The following is an 18,210-nucleotide window of genomic DNA, read 5'->3' as shown; positions in this document are numbered from 1 at the left end:
CCGTGCCGGCCATTTTTCGAATCAGCCCACCGCGCGTCAGAACCGCGGCAGGCGATGATCGTCGAGAGGATGGGACGCAACATGGCTTACTCCGGTGCTCCGCAAATCGTCCGGAAGATCCTGGAAGGGCCGGTCGCCCGGCCGGCGCTGCAGCGCTGGCGGCGCCGGCGGTTTTTTTCCGAGGCCGGTTTCGCCGGTTACTTCGGCCTGTTCAAGAGCTTTGCCGAGGCGCGGAGTTCGCTGCCCCCCAGTCCTGAATTCGACCACGCCGCCCTGGCGGCCGAGTACGTGGACGTCCGCACGAAGAAGATCTTTGCCTACGACTATCCGGTGATGTGGTGGCTCGAACGCGCGTTCCGCGATGGCGCCACCAAGGTGCTCGACATCGGTGGCTCGGTGGGCGTCCATTTCTATGCCTACCGCCGCTATTTCGAGATGCCGAAGGACCTGTCCTGGCGCGTGGTCGAAGTGCCCGCGATCGCTACCATCGGCCGCGAGATGGCCAGCAAGCCGGATGCCGAGGCCGGCGCATTGAGCTTTACCGACGACCTCGCGCAGGCGCTGCCCGGCAACGACATCTGGATCTCTGCCGGCGCCCTGCACTATCTCGAGAATGCGCGCCCCGCCCTGCTGCTCCAGCAGTGCGGGCAGCGTCCGCGGCACATTCTCCTGAACAAGGTTCCGCTTTATGGCGGCGAGGACTATGTGACGACGCAGAACATCGGCGCCGGCTGCTTCGCGCCGATGCACGTCTACAACCGCCGCCGCTTCGTCAAGGAGGTCCAGGCGCTGGGCTACACGCTGCGCGAGCAGTGGCAGGTGCCCGAGCGTTCGATCGACCTGCCCGGGTTTCCCGATCATTGTGTGCCGGTGTATAGCGGCCTGTACTTCACAAGCTGAATCCGCGCGGCGTTACGCCGCCGCCACGGCACCGCGCCAGCAGGCGCTGAAATGCATGGGCCGCGCATTGCCGCGTTCCGCCGAGGGTGCATCATTGCGGACACGAGCCCCTCGCGCAAAGGAAAAAATCCATGCCGTCCACCACCGACTACGAATCGATGTTCGAGTTTGCGCCGATGTCGCTCTGGCTCGAAGACTACAGCGGGCTGCGCCAGCTGTTCGAGTCGTGGCGCAGCGCCGGTGTGGTGGATCTGGTGGCCCACCTGAATGCCGAGCCGCGGCATGTGCGCGAATGCATGGCGCAGCTGCGGGTGCTGAGCGTCAACCAGAGCACGCTCACCCTCTTCGGCGCGCAAAGCCAGGCCGACCTGCTGTCGCGGCTCGACAGCGTCTTTCGCGACGACATGACCGCGCCCGTGATCTACGAGCTGGACCAGCTCTGGCGCGGAAAACTCTGCTTCGACAACCAGACGGTCAACTATGCGCTGGACGGCCGCAGGCTGGACGTGCACGTGCGCGTGCAGGTGCTGCCCGGCCATGAGGCCTCGTGGGATCGCGTGCTGGTGTCGCTCGACGACATCACCGAGCGCGTGCGGGCCGAGCGGCTGCGCCTGGAGAGCGAGCGCTACGCGCGCGAGCTGTTCGAGCGTTCGCCGGTGTCGCTGTGGGTGGAAGACTTCAGCGGGGTCAAGCTCCTGCTCGACGACATCCGCAAGCGGGGCATCAGCGATTTTGCGACCTTCATCAAGGTGCACCCGGAGTTCATCACGCGCTGCATGCGGGAGATCCGCGTGATCGACGTCAATCGGGAGACCCTGCGGATGTTCGGCGCGGCCGACAAGAGCGAGCTGCTCGACAACCTCTCCGGCATCTTCCGCGACGAGATGCACGACTCCTTTGCCGAGCAGCTGCAGGACCTCTGGAACGGCAAGATGCTGCAGCAGCGTGAGGTCGTCAACTACGCGCTCACGGGCGACCTGCTGAACATCCACATGCAGTTTGCCGTGCTCGAAGACCGGCTCGCCACCTGGGACCTCGTGCTGGTGTCGCTGATCGACATCACGGCCAGGAAAAAGGCCGAGGCCTACCTCGAGTACCTGGGCAAGCACGACGTGCTGACGCAACTTCGCAATCGCGTCTTCTTCTCGGAAGAAATCAACCGGCTGTCCCGCAAGGGTCCCTGGCCCGTGTCGGTGCTGGTGATCGACATGAACGGCCTGAAGCCCGTGAACGACGAGGAAGGACACGCCGCCGGCGACGCGCTGCTGCGGCGCGTGGGCGAGGTGCTGAGCAAGGCGGTCGAAGAGCCCGGCTGGCCCGCGCGCATCGGCGGCGACGAGTTTGCGGTCGTGCTGCCCAAGACGGACGAGCGCGGCGCCGAGGCGATACGCGACCGCATCGCCTCCATGCTCGACCTGAACAACCAGTTCTATGCGGGCCAGAGCGGACACGTGCTGAACCTTGCGATCGGCGTGGCAACCTGCGATGTCGGCGACCAGCTCGACGCGGCGCTGCAGCGCGCGGACCGCGCGATGTACGAAGAGAAAGCCCGCCACTACCGCGAGAGCGCGATCGAGCGGCGGCGCTGAGGAGGCGCGGGGAGCGTTCGGCACGCTCTCGCGCGGGCGCTACGGGTTCTGGCCGAGCTTCGCGGATGCGGCAGGCGTCGACCGTGCCGACAACGGCCTGCAACGCTCCGTCATGCGAATAATTCTCATTCGTTTGACTTACAATCGCCCGCTCTCCAGCTCTCTTTCAGATGTCGTCGCCGGGATCAAGCCCCGTCGACAGGCGATTCCATGCGCAATTTCTTTGTCTTTCTGCCGCTCGCGTTGGCGGCCCAGCTGGCCTGCGCGCAGGCCGCCTCCTCCACCGTTGCCGTGGGCGGCGAGCTCGACGCGGTCACCGTCCGGTCCGACCGCGACAGCGGCTTCGTCGCCAACACCGTCGAGGCCGGCACCTTCCGCGGGGCCAGCATCATGGAGGTGCCAGCCACTGTCAACACGGTGACGCGCGAGGTCATCGAGCTGCAGGGCGCGACCGGCATCTACGACGTGCTGCGCAACACGGCGGGCGTCACGCGCCAGCAGAACGGCGGCGATACCTTCGACCAGCTCGTGATCCGCGGGATTGCCGTGGAGAACCGCACCAACTACCGCCTCAATGGCTCGCTCGCGATTCCCAACGTGTCCGAGATCCCGATGGAGAACAAGGAGCGCGTCGAGGTGCTCAAGGGTGCCTCGGCGCTCTACTACGGCTTTACTTCGCCCGCCGGCGTGATCAACCTGGTGACCAAGCGCGCGGGCAGCACGCCGGTCACTTCGGTGGGCACCAGCTTCGACGACCAGGGCACGATGCAGGGCTTTGTGGACTTCGGCCGCCAGTTTGGCGATCGGAACCAGTACGGCCTTCGCATCAACGCGGCGGGCGGGCAGCTCGGCTCGACCATCGACGGCGTGGACGGCAACCGCAAGTTCCTGTCGGCCGCCTTCGACTGGCGCGTCAACAGCAGGCTCACGCTCAAGGCCGATCTGGAGTACTACCGCAAGAGCATCACCGAGCAGGCCGGCATTGCGCGCCTGGCGGCCGTCAACGGACTGATCGCGCTGCCGGCCCTGCCCGATCCGCACAAGCTCATCGGCCCGCCGTCGGCGGTGTTCGAGGCCGAGGTGAAAACCGCGCAGCTGCGGGCCGACTACTCCCTCAGCGACAACTGGGCACTGATGGTGGAAGCCGGCCATTCGGAGGCCCAGCGCGACCGTCGCCTGGCCACCTTCAGCAACTACAACGTGCGCACCGGCGCAGGCCGCATCACGGGGAACGTGCAGCACCTGGAGCAGCGCTCCGACCTGCTGCGCACCGAACTGTTCGGCACCTTCGCGACCGGTGGCGTGCAGCACGAGCTCACGCTGGGTGCCGCGCAGAGCGACAAGAGCCAGGATCCGATCTTCCAGCGCAACTACGGCGGCGCCACCACGGCGCAGAACCTGTATTTTCCGCGCGCCATCGGCTATCTACCGCTGACCGCGCTGCTCACGCAGCCCACCACCGGCGCGCAGGACAGCCGGGAGCTGGGCCTGTACGCGCTCGACCGCATCAGCTTTTCGCCGGAATGGCAGCTGGTGGCGGGCGTGCGGCATACGCGCTTCGAGAGCACGCAGTTCGCGAGCTCGACGCTGCCGAAGATCGACTACGACGTGAAGAAGACCACGCCGCTGGCCGCGTTGAGCTACAAGTTCACGCCCGACCTCATGGCCTATGTCTCCTATGCCGAAGGCGTCGAGGAAGGCGAAGTCGCGCCTGCCGGCACCGCGAACCAGAACAACCGCATGCCGCCTGGCGTGAGCAAGCAGAAGGAAGCCGGGCTGCGCTGGCTCACCGGCTCGGGCACGCTGCTGTCGACCGCGCTGTTCGACATCGAACGCCCGGGCGCCTACACCAACAGCGCCAACACCTTCGTGGCCGACGGCCGCCAGCGCTACCGCGGGCTGGAACTCTCGGCGCAGGGCAAGTTGACGCGGCAGCTCGCCTGGCAGCTCTCGGCGCAGACGCTGGACGCCGAGTTCCGCGGCATCAACGCCCAGTACAACGGCAAGATGCCGGAGAACACCGCCAAATACACGGCCAGCGCCTTCTTCTCCTACGACATCGCCGCGGTGCCGGGCCTGTCGGTCAATGGCGGCGCCTACTACACCGGCAAGCGGCCGATCGACGACCTGAATCAGGGCTTCATCGGCGGCTACACGATCTTCGCGGCCGGCGCGCGCTATGTGACGCAGCTCTTCGGCAAGCGGACGCTGTGGCAGATCAATGTCGACAACCTCGGCGACAAGCGCTACTGGTCGGCGGCGGGCACACGGCTGGCGGTGGGCGTTCCGCGCACGATCAAGGCCACCGTCAAGATCGATCTCTGAGGACGGGCAAGTCATGGCTTTGTTGCGACGCGCCTGGTTCCAGATCCACTGGTTCATCGGCATCACGGCCGGATCGGTGTTGCTGGTCATTGGACTGAGCGGCGCGGTGTTGTCCTTTCGCGCCGAGATCACCGACCTGATCGATCCGGCCCTGCATCGCCTGCCGCATGCGGCTGACGCCCGGCCGCTGACACCAGCTGAGCTGCTGGACCGGCTGCAGGCCGCGGAGCCGGGGCGGCGCGTGGCAACGATCTCGCTGTTCGCCGAGCCAGGCCGGCCGGCGCGCGTGAACTTCACGCCGCCGCCCGGCGAGCGGCGCGGCGAGACGCGCTTGCTCGACCCGTACACCGGCGCCCTGCTGCCGGAGCCGCGCGCCGAAGCCTTCTTCGAGTTCGTCGAAAGCCTGCACCGCTGGCTGCTGCTGCCGCGCGATACCGGCAAGCCGGTGACGGGCACGCTGGCCGCGGGCCTGCTGGTGCTCGCGCTGTCGGGCCTGTACCTGCGCTGGCCACGGAGGCCGCTCGCGTGGCGCAGCTGGCTGCGGCTCGACTTTGCGCTCAGCGGCCGCGCCTTCCTGTGGAACCTGCACGCAGTCGCGGGGACCGTCGCGCTGCTCGCCTACCTGGTCTCCGGCTTCACGGGGCTCTACTGGGGCTTCGACGCGGTGCGCACCGTGATCGACGATGCGGCCGGTGAAGGGCGCGCCGTTCGCATGCAGCGCATGCAGGGCGCCGGACCCGCCGACGCGGCCGCCGGTGGCGCGCCGGTGCGGCTCGACCTGCAGCGCGTGTGGCGCTCCTTCCAGCAGACGACCCTGGAGGACTGGAGCCAGGTCACGCTGCGCCTGCCCACGCGCAATGCCTCGCAGGTCGAAGCCACCTACCTGCGCGCAGCGCCCGAGCACGAGCGCGCGCGCAACCGGCTCTATCTGCAAGCGGCGACGGGCGAAGCGACGCAGCACGAGCGCTATGCCGACAAGCCCATGGCCGGCCGCCTCGTGAACAGCATCTATCCGCTGCACATGGGCACCTACTGGGGTCTTCCCGGCCGCATCCTGATGATGCTCGCCAGCCTGGGCCTGGCGCTGTTCACGATCACCGGCTGGATGCTGTACCTCGGCCGCCGCCGAACCCGGAAGGCGCTGCGCGCCGAGCGCGCGCAGCTGGGCCTTGCCCGCGGCGGCACCGGGCAGGGCCCGGAGCAGGTGCTGATCGCCTTCGCCACGCAGACCGGCCATGCCGAACGCGTCGCCCTGCAGACCGCGGCCGCGCTGCAGTCGGCGGGCCTCGGCATCGTGGTCAAGACCCTGGCCGAACTCAGCGTCGATGCCCTGCTTCATTTCCGCAAGGTGCTGTGGGTCGTCAGCACGTCCGGCGATGGCGACCCGCCCGACAGCGCGCGTGCCTTCGCGCGCAAGTTCGCGCAGCAGGCGGGTTCGCAGTTGCAGCACGTTCACTACGGCGTTCTCGCGCTCGGCGACTGGCACTACGCCACCTTCTGCGGTTTCGGCCGCACGCTCGATCGCGACCTGCGCAACCAGGGCGCGCAGGCGCTGTTCCCGATGGTCGAGGTCGACAACGGCAATCCCGAAGCCATCGGCCGCTGGCAGCGCTCGATCGCCGAGGCCTTCGATGTGCGCGCCGCATGGCCGTCGCATGCGGCCTCGTCTGCCGAGCGGCCCTTCGAATCCTGGCGGCTGGTGCGCCGCCAGCTGCTCAATCCGGGCAGCCAGGGCCATCCGCTGTTCGAGATCGAACTGCATCGCGCGGGCGCGCCGGCGTGGCAGCCGGGTGCGCTGGTCGAGGTGCTGTTGCAGGGCGCGCACGCCGCCGCCGATGCCGATGCGCACCAGCACCCGCGGCCAGCGCCGCGCAGCTATTCGGTGGCCTCGATCTCAGCGGACGACCGCGTGCAGCTGCTGGTGCGCCAGGTGCGGCACGAAGGCGGCTTGGGTCTCGCCTCCGGCTGGCTGACCGCCGGCGCGCAGATCGGCGATGCGGTCCAGATGCGGCTGGTCGCGAATCCGGCCTTCGCGCTGGTGGACGAGGATCTGCCCTGCATCTTCATCGGCAACGGCTCTGGTTACGCGGGACTGCGCTCGCACCTGCGAGAACGGGTGCGGCGGGGCCATGCGCGCAACTGGCTGGTATTCGGCGAGCGCCAAGCCGCGCACGATGCCTTCTGCGCCGCGGATGCCGCGCAGTGGCGGGCCATCGGCATGCTGGCGCGCGCCGACCTCGTCTACTCGCGCGATCAGCCCGAGCGCAGGTACGTGCAGCACGGCTTGCGCGAAGCGGCTGACGAGCTCCGCCGCTGGATTGCCGATGGCGCCGTAGTCTATGTCTGCGGCAGCCGCGAAGGCCTGGCGCCCGGCGTGGATGCGGCACTGAGCGAGGTGCTGGGCGCCGCGGGGCTCGACGCGCTGATTGCGCAAGGACGCTATCGCCGCGACGTGTACTGACCGTGGTCGGCGCTCCGGACCGTAGAAGGCCGGATCCTCTTCACCGCTGCGTGGCCGGGCGCTGGACAGGCGCATGTTGCGCCATCAGTGCGGCGACCCAATCGATGAACACGCGCAGCTTGGCGCTGACATGCCGGTTCGGCGGAAACGCCACGTAGATGGGCATCGGATCGAGGCGCCAGCCTTCGAACAGCGGCACCAGCTCGCCGCGCGCCACGTGCGCATCCGACATGTAGTCCGGCAGCCAGAGGACGCCCAGGCCCGCCAGGCCGGCCGCGAGGTAGGCATTGCCGTCGTCCACCGCCAGCACGTAGCGGCCTTGCACCTGGATGCTCTCGCCGCCCTGGTGGTGCAGGGTGTACGGAAGGACCTTGCCGGTGCGCGGCCAGTGGAAGCCCACGACGCGGTGATGCGAGTTCTCGAGTTCCCGCGGGTGCGAGGGCAAGCCGGCGCGCTGCAGATAGCTCGGCGCCGCGTAGACCCCCAGCTGCAGGTCGCCCACGCGGCGCGCCATCAGCGACTGGTCGGCGAGCTCGCCGCCGCGCACCACGCAATCCACGTTCTCGCCGATCAGGTCCACCATGCGATCGCTCACGCCCATGTCGAACTGGATGTCGGGGTAGCGCGCGTGGAACGCCGGCAAGGCCGGCACCAGGATCAGGCGCGCGAGCGGACTGGGCACATCCACCCGCAGCCGCCCTCTGGGCAACGCCGACGCATCGGACAGGCTGGTCTCGGCATCGTCCATGTCGCCCAGCAGGCGCACCACGCGCTCGTAGTAGGCCGCGCCGTCGGCCGTGACGTTGACCTTGCGCGTGGTGCGGTTGAGCAGCTTGACCCGCAGCCGCGCTTCGAGCTGCTGCACCAGCTGCGTCACGGTGGTCTTGCTCACGTGAAGCGTCTCGGCCGCCTTGGTGAAGCTGCCTGCTTCCACCACGCGGGCAAACGCCTGCATCGCATCGAAACGGTCCATCTCTCTGCTCCTGATGCTTCCGGATTGTTCGGCATTCCCAAACAGTGATTATTGGCTTTGCCGGTTTATCGGCGAGGCGCGGATGTCTAGAGTCCCTTCATCGCAACCACAGGGTCGGCTTCGGCCCGTTCAATGAAGAAGGCACATCCATGACCACACGTGACGTCGCTTTTCCGCCCGGGCGCCAGGCGCTCTATGAAAAGAACCGCTATTCGCCCGCTATTCGTTCCAACGGCTTCCTGTTCGTTTCGGGCCAGGTCGGCAGCCGCGAAGACGGCTCGCCCGAGCCCGACCTGGAAGCACAGGTCCGGCTCGCATTCGGCAATCTGAACGCAGTGCTTGCGGCCGCAGGCTGCACCTTCGACGACGTGATCGACGTGACCATCTTCATCGTCGATCCCGAATCGAAGTTCGAGAGAATCTGGAAGCTGGTGCCCGAGTATTGGGGCAACGCGCCGCACCCGACGCTGACCGGCGTCGGCGTGACGTGGCTCTACGGCTTCGACTTCGAGATCAAGGTGATTGCGAAGCTTCCCGAGACCCGGGTGGACTGAGCTGGCCAGCGAGCGGACGCTGACGAGCAGCCTCCGTCGGGCGTCTGCCAGAATCCGGCCCTACCATCCCATCCGGACACCACCGATGCGCCGCGTGCTCTTTATCTGCAGCAGGAACAGGCTTCGCAGCCCCACCGCCGAGAGCGTGTTCGCAGGGCCCGGCATCGAGACGGATTCCGCTGGCCTCGCACCCGACGCGGACTGCGTACTGAGCGCCGAACAGGTCGAATGGGCCGACCTGATCTTCGTGATGGAAAAGCAGCACCGGGCAAAGCTCAAGCAGCGGTTTACGGCATCGCTGCAAGGAAAAAAGATCGTGTGCCTGGACGTTCCTGATCGCTATGAGTTCATGCAGCCCGAGCTTGTGGCGCTACTTCAGCAGAAGGTCGGTCAACATCTTCGTTAGAGAAGCAAGAGCGACGCGCTGTCGAACGGCCGGATGCAGCCAGCACCGATCATCCGAACGACCCTTTCACTTTGCACTGCAATGACACAGAAGAACAACATCATCGTGTCTCTCGACTTCGACTCGGCCAGTGGGGCATTCGAACTGGTGGAGCGGCTCGGACCATCGGCGCGGTTCTACAAGGTCGGTCTTCAACTGTTGACTGCGGCGGGCCCGGCCGTGGTGCAAAAGCTGATCTCGGGTGGCAAGGAAGTCTTTCTCGACCTGAAGCTCCATGAGATACCCACGTCGGTCGCCGCTGCAGTACAGGTGGCCGGTGCTTTGGGAGCGTCGATGGTCACCGTTCACGCATCCGGAGGCTCTGCCGTGCTGCGTGCCGCGGTGGAAGCTGCTCGCGCATACCCCAAGTTGAACGTGCTGGCGCTGACGGTGATCACGAGCTTGCGAGATGAAGACCTCAGGGAACTGGGCTTGGACACGACGGTCCCGGAGCAAGTCGTACGACTGGCCAAGCTGGCCGCTGCGGCCGACTGCCATGGCGTGGTCGCATCAGCCCAGGAGGCCCGGCTGCTTCGCGACCTCCTTCCGCCTGAAATGCTCATCGTTACCCCAGGCACGCAGCTGCAAACCGATGCGAAGAATGACCAGGCAAGAGTGGCTACGCCGTTCGACGCGATACGTTGGGGAGCGAGTCACATCGTCATCGGACGTTCCATCTCTCGCTCGCCGAACCCGTCCGAGGCGTTTAGTGTCATCCAGACGCAGGTGGATGGGGCCGTCTCCTTGTGATCGTGTTTCATTGGGAATGGAATTTCTTTCACTGAGCTTGGAACTGCGCCGCCAAGCCGCGCAGCGCTGGCCTCGGGCGCGGCAGAATGCGACCAACAACCGCGCTCGGCGGTTCCTTGTTCTCCCGTTGAGCTCAGCGGGGAAACGGAGCCGGGTTCGCCAGGTAGGCGCGGGACAGGCGCGCGAACTGCCCGCCATCGGTCGTGATGTCCGCCGACGTGGCGTCCCCGGGACTGAAGACGATCGCGAATGTGCCGTTGCCCGTGTACTGCGTTGGATGCGTCAGCATGTACTGGACGTGGTTGTCCCTATAGTGCTTCGGAGTTCCGCCGGGGGTCGTCGACGGCACGCCCATGGGGGTCTGCCAGTACAGGATCGGCAGGCCGCCCAGGTGGCTCCGCACGATGCTCCAATCGTTGATGCCCTGGTTGAAATTCGGTGTGGTGACGTTGTTCTCGTCCAGGTAGAACGGGCCGGGACCACGATTCGCACAATTTGGCACGGGGTTCGGGTCTTCAAAGCAACCTGCATCGCGATCGCTCGTCTGCGCCACGATGAAGTCGGCCTTGTCTGCACCGAGTTTTGCCATGAAGCTGCCGGTGGCGTTTGCATCCCCCGCCCACAACGACGGGGGGAAGCCCATCCTCGCCTTGGGCGCGTACGTCCGTCCGAGCGTCAACAGGCAACCGACGACGCCGACGGCCGTATTCGGTTGGCTGGCGCATTCCGGCACCGTGCTCACGCGCGCCGGCAACTTCGCCGGGTCGCCGCCGGGGGCACTGCCCTCTGCGAAGCCCCAGAAGTCAGGCTCGAGGTTGACCAGGGTGGGGAGGCCGGTCTCGCCGATCTTCTGGTACATCAACTTGACTTGCGCCCAGTAGGCGGCCATGAACGGCGCGTCGTTGATGACGGTGACGTCGCCACCCCGCAGGGAAGGCATCTGGAACAGGGTGAACATCGGCACGGCGCCCATGGCCGCGACGTCGGCGGAGAATTTCGTCACGACGCCACCGTCCGGATAGTTGTATTGCCATTGAGGCCATGCGTTACCGCCGCCAGAGTTGAAACCCGTGACCGCCACGAGATAGGTATCGATGATGTCCGGAGCGATCTGCTGGGCCTTCATGTCCGCAAAAGTATTGGCCGCGCCGAGGCCCACGAGGAGCCGGCCGGGCTTGCCGAGGGCTGTAGTGATCGAAGGTGCGGGCGCAGGTGCGGGCGCAGGTGCAGGTGCAGGTGCAGGTGCAGGTGCAGGTGCAGGTGCAGGTGCGGGTGCGGGTGCGGGTGCGGGTGCGGGTGCGGTTGTGCCTGCAACGAGCGCTGCTGTCGAAGGGCCCGACGACCCACCGCCACAAGCCGCGACCCATGTGCTCAGCAGGCCGATCGCGATGAGCCGCGCGCGACTCCAGTGGCGGAGGATCGACGGAACCGGCGACGATCGGTCAATGGACACCTCACTCATTTTTCTTGAAATCTGTGACATTTTTGGCATATTGTGTGTAATTGTATAAATGCCGCAAGAACCGAACCACGCAAATCGTCGCCGCGCGGCCGTGAAAAAACGACAAGATGCGTCGCCCGGATCGATGCGCCGGTAATCGCGCATCGGGTTCACTGGAACTGCCAGTCCTTCGGATCACGCCCGACGAGATTGTTGTCGGGCGTGCTGGTGACCGAATAGCGCTGGACGTGCTACCGGCAACTCGCCAGTCAGGCCGCCATGGCGGCGGCATGACTTAGACCAACCGGCCTCCACAAAATCCGGGGCGATTCACAGTGATTGATCGGCGCGTAAGTATTTGACTCCAAGGGACGCGGGACTCAATCCTTCTGACAGTCGACACTTGTGATCGCAGCAGCGATCCGTTATCCGACACCTCTGCGCGACCGCCTGCATGCACATCCATCACAACCTCCTGCCCTTGTGGCTGCTCATTTGGGCGACACACTGCTTTTCATCGACGGGCATCGAGGACATGCGTTCCAACGACGCGGTGCATGGCCTGTACGAGATACGGGAGGAAGCCCGCAAATTCGTTGCACAGGAGAACGCAAGAAACCCCCAGAGCGAATGGCAGGCGCTGGAACCGAATCTGAAAGTTCTCGTTCCTCGATGTGCCGTCGCCCTGAAGGCACGGTGGCATGAGATCTGGTGGTTCGACACCAGTGCCGAAAGCAAACCACTGAAACGCAGCCGCCGCGTCATCGCGGTGGAATGCACCCGGACCGTGAGCCCCGCGCAAAAATGGGACGTGCACGTTCCGGTGCGGTGATCTTTCAGCCCCGTCCCTGAATCATCTTCCAGCCATTCCCCGACGGGTCGCGAAAGCCCGCGTCCACGGTACCGAAGCGGTCCACCGGCTCCTGCGTGAACTCCACCCCCGCGGCAAGCATGCGGCCATAGGCGGCACGGCAGTCGGCCACCGTCAGCACGAGCGGCGGCATCGCGCCTTTGGCCACGAGGGCACGCAACGCCTGCGCCGTCGCCGCATCGAGCACCGGCGGCCCGGGCGTGACCAGGCCGAGCTGGAACGACGGCTGCTCCGGGTGCTGCACCGTGAGCCAGCGATAGTCGCCGTTCTTCACGTCCGTGTGGACGCGAAAACCAAGCTTCTCCACATAAAACGCCAGCGCCTCGTCTTGATCGCGCACGTACAAACCGACGACTTCAATACCCTCTTTCATGGACTCTCCTGTTGTTGGGGCTCGTTTGTACCGTCTGCCGCCAGGCGCCGCTTCTCCGAAACTGCGGTCGTGAGGTCGGGCCTGCGCGCGGCGTTGGCGATGCAGACGGGCACGCGGCCGATCTCTTGCGCCGCCTGCATCCCGCGCGAGCGGACCGCGCTCGGGCTGTCGCCGGTGATGTCGCGAAAGGTGCGCCCGAAGGTGCCCAGGCTCGCCCAGCCGGTGTCGAAGGCAATGTCGGTGATGGGCAGGTCGGTGTCGCGCAGCAGCGCCATTGCGCGCTCGATGCGCCGCGTGAGCAGGTAGCGGTGCGGGGGAATGCCGAAGGCCTGCTTGAACGACCGTGCGAAGTGGGCTTCAGACACGCCGCTCACCTGCGCCAGTCGTCCGACGGGCCACTCCTCGTGCGATGCGGCGTCCATCCGGTCCTTGGCACGCAGCAAGCGGCGCAGCAGGTCGGGGTCTTGGGTGGTGGGGCTTGCGCTCATGCGGGCACGCGCGAGCACGTGTTTTCAATCAGACCTGCAACGGCCATGCGTCAGAAGAAGGCTCGCAGCGCTCGAGTTTCCGAGGGTCGCTCGCCGAAGCGGGTTCGGTACTGCGCCGCAAAGTGGCCCATGTGTAGAAAACCATATTTTTGCGCAACGTCGCGCACGCCGCCATGGCCCGGCACCCGCAGCTCGGCGCGCACCTTGTCGAGGCGCAGTTCGCGCAGGAATTCCATCGGGCCGAGGCCCGCATGCTGGCGAAACGCCAGTTGCAGCGCACGCGCGCTGCAGCCGACTTCGCGGCACACGTCGGCCAGCGACAAGGGTTGCTCGACATGCGCCGCCATGTATTCCTGTGCCCTGCGGACCACGCGCGGCAGCAGGCTGCGCTGCGCGTCGCCGGCCAGGGCACGCGAATGGTTGTGCCCCGCCGACATCAAGAGGCTGGCCATCAGGTACTCCTCGGCATGCTCGGCCAGGCAGCTGCCGGCCTGCAGTGCGGTGCCGGCGTCGAGCGTGAGCCGCAGATAGTCGATGAAGTGCACCATGGGCGCGAGGGCGGGGTTGTCAAGCGGCACGCCAAGGTCGAACACCAGCGGCTGCCTGACGGGCGCCTGGAGCAAGGCTTCGAGCCGGGAGAGCAGCGCGGAGCGCGACAGCTGCACGATCAGGTGCGGGCTGTCGTCGGCCCAGCGCATCGACAGCGGCTCGGTCGGTGATGGCAGCGAGGCAAGGCGAGGCGTGGCTTCCACATGCTGCGCGCCGCAGCGGATCTCGGCGCCGCCGCGCAACGGAATCTGCAACAGGAAGAAATCCTGCAGGTAGCCGGGGTCGATCTGCACGCCGGGGCCGTACTGCACATAGTTGAGGCTCACGTCCCGATGAAGGCGCGCGCTGTGATGGCAGGCATCGAGCTCGGTGCGAGGCCGCAGCATGACCAGCCCGTGCGGACAAAACACGCGCGCCACGCTTTCGCGGGCCTCGTCCATGTCGTGGCTCTCGAAAAGCCGGTAGCGCTGCAGCGGCAGCGGTGGGGTCGTGGCGGTTTCCATGGGACCAAGGCACCCTAGCAAAAACCATCCCCGCCCACAATTCGGACCCGCCCTCGATAAAACCTGCGCGCCAGGGACACGGCTTGCGTTTGCGGGATTCGCCAAGGGCCTGCTCGCTCATAACGTTCGCTCCACAGGCCAACCCGGCCTGCCCGATCAACCGAGGAGAGCAAGCGTCATGTTCAAGGGACTCGAAGGCAAGAGCGCCATCGTCACCGGTGGCTCCACGCTGATAGGCGCCGGTGTGGTGCGCGCGATGCATGCGGCCGGCGTGAAGGTCGTCATTGCCGACATCGATGCCGACAACGGCCAGGCGCTGGCGGATTCGCTCGGCACCGGCGTGCACTTCGCGCGCACCGACATTACCGACGACGCGCAGGTGCGGGCTTGCGTGGCGGCAGCGGCCGCGCGGCACGGCGGTGTGCACTTTCTCATCAACCTGGCGTGCTCCTACTTGGACGACGGCTTCAAGTCGCCGCGCGCCGACTGGCTCGCTTCGTTCAACGTGAACGTGGCAAGCGCGGTGGCCATGCTGCAGGCTGTGCACCCGCACATGGTGGCGACAGGCGGCGGGGCGGTGGTCAACTTCACGAGCATCTCGTCGCGCGTGGCGCAGACCGGGCGCTGGCTCTATCCGGTGAGCAAGGCCGCCATGGCGCAGCTCACCCGCAACATGGCGATGGACCTGGCGCCGGACCGCATCCGCGTGAACAGCGTGTCGCCAGGCTGGACATGGTCGGCCGTGATGGACCGGCTCAGCGGCGGCGACCGCGCCAAGACCGACCGCGTGGCCGCGCCCTTTCATCTGCTCGGGCGCGTCGGCGATCCGGACGAAGTGGCGCAGGTGGTGCTGTTCCTGTGTTCGGACCATGCCAGCTTCGTGACCGGTTCCGATTACGCGGTGGACGGCGGCTATGCCGCCATGGGCCCCGAGCAGGCCGTGCCCGCCATTCCCAAGTTGATGGACTAGCTCCGAACGGAGCATCAAGGAGCAAGCAATGAAGCGAATCGCCATCGTCGGCGCGGGCCAGTCGGGCCTGCAACTGGGTCTCGGTCTGCTCGCAGCAGGCTACGAGGTCACGATGTTCAGCAACCGCACGGGCGAGGACATCCGCCACGGCAAGGTCATGTCGAGCCAGTGCATGTTCCACACCTCGCTGCAGATCGAGCGTGACCTGGGCCTGGACCTCTGGGCGCAGGACTGTCCCACCGTGGATGGCATCGGGCTGGCCGTTCCCCATCCCGAGCAAAAGGGCGCCAAGGCCATTGACTGGGTCGCGCGGTTGAATTCGAGCGCGCAGTCGGTCGACCAGCGCGTGAAGATCCCGGCCTGGATGGACCTGTTCCAGAAGAAGGGCGGCGAGCTCGTCTTCAAGGACGCGGGCATCGACGAACTCGAAGCCTGCACCCAAAGCCACGATCTCACGCTGGTTGCCAGCGGCAAGGGCGAGATCTCCAAGCTCTTCGAGCGCGACGCCCACAAGTCGAGCTTCGACAAGCCGCAGCGCGCATTGGCGCTGACCTATGTGAAGGGAATGACGCCGCGCGAGCCTTTCTCCGCGGTGTCTTTCAACCTCATTCCGGGCGTGGGCGAATACTTCGTGTTCCCGGCGCTGACCACCACGGGCCCCTGCGAGATCATGGTGTTCGAGGGTGTGCCGGGCGGCCCGATGGATTGCTGGGCGGACGTGAAGACGCCGCAGGAGCATCTCGCAAGCAGCAAGCGGATTCTCGACACTTTCACGCCATGGGAAGCCGCGCGTTGCGGGAACATCGAGCTGACCGACGACAACGGCATTCTCGCGGGCCGCTTCGCGCCGACGGTGCGCAAGCCGGTGGCCACGCTGCCCTCGGGGCGCCGCGTGCTGGGCCTGGCCGACGTGGTGGTGCTCAACGATCCGATCACCGGCCAGGGCTCCAACAACGCGGCCAAATGCGCCGATACCTATCTGAAGAGCATCCTCGCGCGCGGCAATGGCACGGCTGATGCGGCGTGGATGCAGCAGACCTTCGACCGCTACTGGTTCGGCTATGCGCAATGGGTCATGCAATGGACCAACATGCTGCTGGCGCCGCCACCGCCCCATGTGCTCAAGCTGCTCGGCAGCGCCGGCGCCATGCCGCCGCTGGCCAGCGCCTTCGCCAACGGCTTCGACGATCCGCGCACCTTCTTTCCGTGGTTTGCGGATCCCGCGGAAGCGGACCGCTACATCGAAACCTGCGCGGCCGTCGCGTAGCCGGGAGTGAACCCATGACGCAACGCGTGGCCATCGTCGGCGCCGGACAGTCCGGCATGCAGCTCGCGCTCGGCCTGCAGCGCGCGGGGTACGAGGTGACGATTTTTTCGAACCGCACGGCGAAAGAGATCTTCGAAGGACCGGTGATGTCCAGCCAGTGCATGTTCGAGACGGCACTGCAGACCGAGCGCGAACTGGAACTGGACTGGTGGGCGGACGAATGCCCCGCCGTGGAAGGCATCGGCATCGCGGTGCGCAACCTGGAAGGCGGCAAGTCCATCGAGTGGAGCGCAAGGCTCGACGGGCCCGCGCAGTCGGTCGACCAGCGGCTCAAGATACCCGCCTGGATGGCCGAGTTCGAGAAGCGCGGCGGCCGGCTGGTGCTGCAGGACGTCGGGCTCGACGCGCTGGAAGCCTGCGCGGCGGCGCATGACCTCGTGGTCGTCGCCAGTGGCAAGGGCGAGATTTCGCAACTGTTCGAGCGCGACGCCGAGCGCTCGCCATTCGATCAGCCCCAGCGTGCATTGGCACTCACCTATGTGAAGGGAATGAAGCCCGCACTGCCCCATGCGCGCGTGTGCTTCAACCTGATCCCCGGCGTGGGCGAATACTTCGTGTTCCCGGCGCTGACCACCACGGGCCCCTGCGAGATCATGGTGTTCGAGGGTGTGCCGGGCGGCCCGATGGATTGCTGGGCGGACGTGAAGACGCCGCAGGAGCATCTCGCGCGCAGCAAGCGGATTCTCGACACCTTCCTGCCCTGGGAAGCAGAGCGCTGCACGGACATCGAGCTGACCGACGACAACGGCATCCTCGTCGGCCGCTTCGCTCCGACGGTGCGCAAGCCCGTGGCCACACTGCCCTCGGGACGCAAGGTGCTGGGCCTGGCGGATGCCGTGGTGCTCAACGATCCGATCACCGGCCAGGGCGCCAACAACGCGGCCAAGTGCGCCGACATCTACCTGAAACGGATCCTCGAACACGGCGATGCACCGTTCGATGCGGCGTGGATGCAGGAGACCTTCGACCGCTACTGGGAAGGCTATGCCCGCTGGGCCACCTGTTGGACCCACAGCCTGCTCGCGCCCCCGAAGCCGCACATGCAGAAGCTGCTGCAGAGCGCCACCCACGTGCCGGCGGTGGCGAGCACCATCGCCAACGGCTTCGACGACCCGCGCGTCTTCGCGCCCTGGTGGTTCGATGCCGCCGAAGCAGACCGCTTCCTGGAAACCCGGGCGCGCGAAGCGGCCTGCGACCGCTTCGACCGGCGCGACTTCCGCAAGGCGCTCGGGCAGTTCACCACCGGCGTGACCGTCATCACCACCCGGGCGATCGACGGCCGCCGCGTGGGCATGACCGCCAATTCGTTTTCGTCGGTCTCGCTGGACCCGCCGCTGGTGCTGTGGAGCCTGGCCCGGCAGGCGCCGAGCGTGGCGGACTTCACCGGCGCCAGCCATTTCGCGATCAACGTGCTGGCGGCGCACCAGCATCATCTGTCGCGGCAGTTCTCGACCCCGCAGGCGGACAAGTTCGGCGGGGTGGATTGCTGCGATGGCGCGGCCGGCGTGCCGCTGCTGGATGGCGTCATCGCCCGGTTCATCTGCCGCAACGTGAAGCAGTACGATGGCGGCGACCACCTCATCTTCATCGGTGAAGTCGAGCGCTACGACCGCTTCGACGGCGAGCCGCTGGTTTTTCATTCGGGCTACTACCAGGTGACGACGCGACACCCGGAATGCGTGCAATGAACG

Annotated in this window: 16 protein-coding genes and 1 pseudogene; 12 read left to right on the top strand and 5 right to left on the bottom strand. The window is 66.5% G+C overall.

Features of this window, described 5'->3' with window-relative positions:
- Window positions 1-81 precede the first annotated feature (81 nt).
- The 4 genes from ACJ7Z0_RS01100 to ACJ7Z0_RS01085 all read left to right on the top strand — a co-directional run bounded on the left by ACJ7Z0_RS01100 (window position 82) and on the right by ACJ7Z0_RS01085 (window position 7,275).
- On the top strand, window positions 82-900 hold the full coding sequence (locus tag ACJ7Z0_RS01100; protein ID WP_434788277.1) for a methyltransferase, TIGR04325 family: 819 nt from the start codon (window positions 82-84) through the stop codon (window positions 898-900).
- Between the two features lie 131 nt (window positions 901-1,031).
- On the top strand, window positions 1,032-2,489 hold the full coding sequence (locus ACJ7Z0_RS01095) for a sensor domain-containing diguanylate cyclase (RefSeq protein ID WP_434788276.1): 1,458 nt from the start codon (window positions 1,032-1,034) through the stop codon (window positions 2,487-2,489).
- Window positions 2,490-2,699: 210 nt separating this feature from the next.
- A complete protein-coding gene (locus ACJ7Z0_RS01090; RefSeq protein WP_434788275.1) occupies window positions 2,700-4,814 on the top strand; it encodes a TonB-dependent siderophore receptor in 2,115 nt (704 codons plus the stop codon).
- A 13-nt stretch (window positions 4,815-4,827) separates the two neighbouring features.
- Window positions 4,828-7,275, top strand: coding sequence for a PepSY domain-containing protein (locus ACJ7Z0_RS01085; RefSeq protein ID WP_434788274.1), 2,448 nt, complete (start codon window positions 4,828-4,830; stop codon window positions 7,273-7,275).
- Window positions 7,276-7,315: 40 nt separating this feature from the next.
- Here ACJ7Z0_RS01085 and ACJ7Z0_RS01080 read toward each other — a convergent pair whose 3' ends face one another.
- Complete coding sequence (locus tag ACJ7Z0_RS01080; RefSeq protein ID WP_434788273.1) at window positions 7,316-8,248, bottom strand: LysR family transcriptional regulator; 933 nt, start codon at window positions 8,246-8,248, stop codon at window positions 7,316-7,318.
- 149 nt (window positions 8,249-8,397) lie between these two features.
- Between ACJ7Z0_RS01080 and ACJ7Z0_RS01075 the strand changes: the two genes are divergently transcribed.
- The 3 genes from ACJ7Z0_RS01075 (at window position 8,398) to pyrF (ending at window position 9,997) form a co-directional block, all read left to right on the top strand.
- Entirely contained in the window at window positions 8,398-8,802 is a 405-nt protein-coding gene (locus ACJ7Z0_RS01075) for a RidA family protein (protein ID WP_434788272.1), read from the top strand.
- 85 nt (window positions 8,803-8,887) lie between these two features.
- Window positions 8,888-9,208: a low molecular weight protein tyrosine phosphatase family protein gene (locus ACJ7Z0_RS01070; protein ID WP_431121623.1), complete on the top strand. Its 321-nt coding sequence runs from the start codon at window positions 8,888-8,890 to the stop codon at window positions 9,206-9,208.
- 81 nt (window positions 9,209-9,289) lie between these two features.
- On the top strand, window positions 9,290-9,997 hold the full coding sequence (pyrF, locus tag ACJ7Z0_RS01065; protein ID WP_434788271.1) for an orotidine-5'-phosphate decarboxylase: 708 nt from the start codon (window positions 9,290-9,292) through the stop codon (window positions 9,995-9,997).
- A 133-nt stretch (window positions 9,998-10,130) separates the two neighbouring features.
- Here the strand turns inward: pyrF and ACJ7Z0_RS01060 are convergent, their stop codons facing one another.
- Complete coding sequence (locus ACJ7Z0_RS01060) at window positions 10,131-11,123, bottom strand: hypothetical protein (protein WP_434788270.1); 993 nt, start codon at window positions 11,121-11,123, stop codon at window positions 10,131-10,133.
- A gap of 850 nt (window positions 11,124-11,973) precedes the next feature.
- Between ACJ7Z0_RS01060 and ACJ7Z0_RS01055 the strand changes: the two genes are divergently transcribed.
- Window positions 11,974-12,270 (top strand): hypothetical protein, encoded by a 297-nt coding sequence (locus ACJ7Z0_RS01055; protein ID WP_434788269.1) that lies wholly within the window; start codon window positions 11,974-11,976, stop codon window positions 12,268-12,270.
- Between the two features lie 4 nt (window positions 12,271-12,274).
- Here the strand turns inward: ACJ7Z0_RS01055 and ACJ7Z0_RS01050 are convergent, their stop codons facing one another.
- The 3 genes from ACJ7Z0_RS01050 to ACJ7Z0_RS01040 are packed head-to-tail and all read right to left on the bottom strand — an operon-like array spanning window position 12,275 to window position 14,222.
- Complete coding sequence (locus ACJ7Z0_RS01050; RefSeq protein WP_434788268.1) at window positions 12,275-12,682, bottom strand: VOC family protein; 408 nt, start codon at window positions 12,680-12,682, stop codon at window positions 12,275-12,277.
- Complete coding sequence (locus ACJ7Z0_RS01045; RefSeq protein WP_434788267.1) at window positions 12,679-13,170, bottom strand: helix-turn-helix transcriptional regulator; 492 nt, start codon at window positions 13,168-13,170, stop codon at window positions 12,679-12,681. Before ACJ7Z0_RS01045 ends, ACJ7Z0_RS01050 begins: the two co-directional genes overlap by 4 nt.
- Window positions 13,171-13,220: 50 nt before the next feature.
- Window positions 13,221-14,222 carry an AraC family transcriptional regulator gene (locus ACJ7Z0_RS01040; RefSeq protein ID WP_434788266.1) on the bottom strand — a complete coding sequence of 334 codons (1,002 nt, stop codon included), beginning with the start codon at window positions 14,220-14,222 and terminating at the stop codon, window positions 13,221-13,223.
- A 178-nt stretch (window positions 14,223-14,400) separates the two neighbouring features.
- Between ACJ7Z0_RS01040 and ACJ7Z0_RS01035 the strand changes: the two genes are divergently transcribed.
- The 4 genes and pseudogenes from ACJ7Z0_RS01035 to ACJ7Z0_RS01020 all read left to right on the top strand — a co-directional run bounded on the left by ACJ7Z0_RS01035 (window position 14,401) and on the right by ACJ7Z0_RS01020 (window position 18,207).
- Complete coding sequence (locus ACJ7Z0_RS01035) at window positions 14,401-15,192, top strand: SDR family oxidoreductase (RefSeq protein ID WP_434788265.1); 792 nt, start codon at window positions 14,401-14,403, stop codon at window positions 15,190-15,192.
- Window positions 15,193-15,220: 28 nt separating this feature from the next.
- A complete protein-coding gene (locus ACJ7Z0_RS01030; RefSeq protein ID WP_434788264.1) occupies window positions 15,221-16,459 on the top strand; it encodes a styrene monooxygenase/indole monooxygenase family protein in 1,239 nt (412 codons plus the stop codon).
- A 14-nt stretch (window positions 16,460-16,473) separates the two neighbouring features.
- Window positions 16,474-17,709 (top strand): annotated as a pseudogene (locus ACJ7Z0_RS01025) (styrene monooxygenase/indole monooxygenase family protein); the annotation flags it as partial.
- Entirely contained in the window at window positions 17,683-18,207 is a 525-nt protein-coding gene (locus ACJ7Z0_RS01020) for a flavin reductase family protein (RefSeq protein WP_434788748.1), read from the top strand. The pseudogene ACJ7Z0_RS01025 and the gene ACJ7Z0_RS01020, both read left to right, overlap by 27 nt.
- The last annotated feature ends 3 nt before the right edge of the window (window positions 18,208-18,210 follow it).

Origin of the sequence: Variovorax palleresanus (assembly GCF_051144945.1) — a bacterium.
GTDB classification, from domain to species: Bacteria; Pseudomonadota; Gammaproteobacteria; order Burkholderiales; family Burkholderiaceae_C; genus Variovorax; species Variovorax paradoxus_S.
Note: the sequence above shows the minus strand (reverse complement) of the source record. Positions and strands in the feature narration are given on the sequence as shown.